General features: G+C 37.1%; 2 protein-coding genes and 1 pseudogene. All 3 read left to right on the top strand.

Annotation, left to right across the window (positions count from 1 at the left end):
• Nucleotides 1-1,884, top strand: a 1,884-nt coding sequence (locus tag ACNQGN_RS18815) for an HYR-like domain-containing protein (protein ID WP_417989361.1), incomplete at its 5' end; no start/stop codon positions are given.
• Nucleotides 1,885-2,037: 153 nt separating this feature from the next.
• A complete protein-coding gene (locus tag ACNQGN_RS18810; RefSeq protein WP_417989360.1) occupies nucleotides 2,038-2,946 on the top strand; it encodes a PorP/SprF family type IX secretion system membrane protein in 909 nt (302 codons plus the stop codon).
• Nucleotides 2,947-2,957: 11 nt separating this feature from the next.
• Nucleotides 2,958-3,326, top strand: a pseudogene (locus tag ACNQGN_RS18805) (OmpA family protein); the annotation flags it as partial.

Genomic DNA, 3,326 nt, shown 5'->3' with positions numbered 1-3,326 from the left:
GCTTTAGTGGGTTGTACTGAAACTACAATCAGAACATACAGTGTAACGGATGCTTGTGGAAACACAATCAATGTTACTCAAAATTTAATCAGAACGGTTGACCAAACGGCTCCGACATTTGTTGAAGCTTCGCCTGCAAATGTATCGGTACAATGCTCTGCTATTCCTGCAGCTGCTACTTTAACCGCCACGGATGACTGTGGTGACGCTATAGTAACTTTCTTGGAAACTTCTGTTGCCGGATCTTGTGCAGGTACCTATACTTTAACTCGTACTTGGACTGCAACTGATGCTTGTGGAAATGCTTCAACAGCTTCCCAAACTATCAATGTAATTGACACGATTGCTCCAGTTATTGCTGCATTGCCTTCTGCTTCAACGATATCTTGTCCTGCAACGCCTGAATTTACTCAAGCTACCGCTACTGATGAGTGTGCATCATCTGTAACTTTGACTTTTGCAGATGTAACTACAAATGGCCAATGTGCAGGTTCTTATGCTGTAACCAGAACTTGGACTGCAACCGATGCTTGTGGAAATGCTTCAACGGCTTCACAAACTATTAATGTAATAGATACTACCGCTCCAGTTATCGCTGCATTACCTGCCGCTTCAACTATATCTTGTCCTGTAACGCCTGAGTTCACTCAAGCTACTGCTACTGACAATTGTGGTTCGGCTGTAACTTTGACTTTTGCAGACGTAACTACAAATGGTCAATGTGCCGGTTCATATGCTATAACTAGAACTTGGACCGCAACTGATGCTTGTGGAAATGCTTCAACAGCTTCGCAAACTATTAATTTAATTGATACTACTGCTCCAGCTATTGCTGCATTGCCTTCCGCTTCAACGATATCTTGTCCCGAAACGCCTCAGTTCACGCAAGCCAGTGCTACTGACGATTGTGGTTCTGCTGTGACTTTGACTTTTGCAGACGTAACTACAAATGGTCAATGTGCCGGTTCCTATTCAGTAACAAGAACCTGGACCGCAACCGATGCCTGTGGAAATGCTTCAACAGCTGTACAAACTATTAATGTAATTGATACTACTGGCCCAACTACAACTACTGCTTTCAATTCAACTATTGACGTTAATTGTAATGCTATTCCATCAAAACCTGAACTTGTATTTGTAGACAATTGTTCTGCTGCTTCAACAGCCGTATATACAGAGAATATTATTAACAGAACCGACAATTCCTACTCAATAGTTCGAAAATGGTCTGTTGCCGATACTTGCGGAAATACATCCGAGTTTACTCAGATCGTTAATGTTAGTGTTACCAGTAGTATTGTGACTATAAACAGTTCCGTTTGTAACGACGGTGACGTTACAACTGCTAACCTAAGAGATCTTTTACCAGCAGGAACTCCTGTTGGAACTTGGGTTGCTGTAAATAATTCTGCTGCATTACAAGGTGATATCCTTAATGCTTTCGGTCTAACAGTTGGAGATTATATATTTGAATATAAAATTAACAATGGTTGTTCTGATACTATAAGAGTTACAATGACTGTAAACACAGGTTGTGGCGGTATTGTATTGGCTTGTGGAACAGTTTTAGTTCACAATGCTTTCTCTCCAAATGGAGATGGAATTAATGAAGTATTTGTCATCGACAACATTAACGATACTGTATGTTATCCAGAAAACACGGTTGAAATTTACAACCGCTGGGGTGTATTAGTTTTTGAAACTAAAGGCTATAATAATACTGACAAAGTATTTAAGGGTATCTCTGAAGGTAGAACAACTATCAGTGAATCGTCAGGATTACCTACAGGGACATACTTTTACATATTGAATTATACATCGGTTGATAATGACGGAAAAATTATAACAAATAAAAAAGACGGGTATTTATACCTTACTCAATAATGCAATTTATACCTGAGGACTTTTTGTCCTTGGGTATACTATATAACAATAGCCCTATTTCAACTAACTGATACAGTTATCAAATTTATCAACTGACCTGCCGGATTTTTTAGAAATGAGTCCGATAGATAATTAAAATAATAAATATCTACTATGAAAACAAAATTATTTTCTTTCGTTTTGATGTTTACAGCCATTGTAAGTTTTGCGCAACAAGATGCTCAATTTACGCAATACATGTACAACACAATAAATATTAATCCCGCCTATGCAGGATCTAGAGGTGCCTTGAGTATTTTTGCATTACACCGTACACAATGGGTAGGACTTGATGGAGCTCCTGTTACTAACGCAGTTTCTATTAATACACCCCTTAACGGAAATAATTTAGGATTAGGAGTATCAATTATAAATGATAAAATTGGTCCTACTCGTGAAAATACAATTTCGGCTGACTTATCTTATACCGTTCCAACTTCGGAAACTTTTAAACTTTCCTTTGGTATAAAAGCAACTGCAAATCTTTTCGATTTGGATGTAAGCCGATTAAATCCTGTTGATGATGACCCTAGTTTACATAATTATAACAATAAATTCTCTCCAAACATCGGTGCTGGTGTCTATCTCCATTCTGACAAAGCTTATCTTGGTTTTTCAATACCAAATTTTATAGAATCCAATCGTTATGATGATAATGAAGTTGCTATTTTTAAAGAAAAAATTAGTTATTATTTAATTGCAGGTTATGTATTTGATTTGAATAATTCTGTTAAATTTAAACCAGCGGTTCTCTCCAAAATGGTTGAAGGTGCACCTCTTCAAGTGGATGTATCCGGAAATTTTATGTTCAATGAAAAGTTTGTAGTAGGGCTTGCCTATAGATGGAGCGCTGCAATGAGTGCAATGGTTGGTTTTCAAGCTACTAAAGGCTTATATATAGGATATGGATACGATCTTGAAAACACTAATTTAGACAACTATAATTCCGGTTCGCATGAAATTTTCCTGCGATATGAATTATTCAGCAATAACAAAAAAATTACAACTCCAAGATTCTTCTAAAAACAATTATTATGAAAAATAATCTACTTCTTTACATAACAATAGTAAGTGTTTTTTCTTTTAACGTTTATTCTCAAAATACGAAGCTGGCTGCGGCTGATAAAAAATATGACAGCTATGCGTATGTAGATGCGATAAAAACCTACGAAAGGGTTGCCGAAAAAGGATATAAATCTGCTGATATGTTTAAAAAACTAGGCAATGCCTATTATTTTAATGCGGAACTGGATAAAGCGGCTAAATGGTATGGTGAGCTATTTGCTATGGATACGGCTGGTTTAGAACCGGAATATTACTACCGTTATGCGCAGTCTTTGAGATCAATTGGCGAAAATGACAAGGCCAATGAGATGTTGGAGCTATTTAATCAAAAAGCGGGA

Source organism: Flavobacterium rhamnosi (genome assembly GCF_048286515.1).
Classification (GTDB): Bacteria; Bacteroidota; Bacteroidia; order Flavobacteriales; family Flavobacteriaceae; genus Flavobacterium.
Note: the sequence above shows the minus strand (reverse complement) of the source record. Positions and strands in the feature narration are given on the sequence as shown.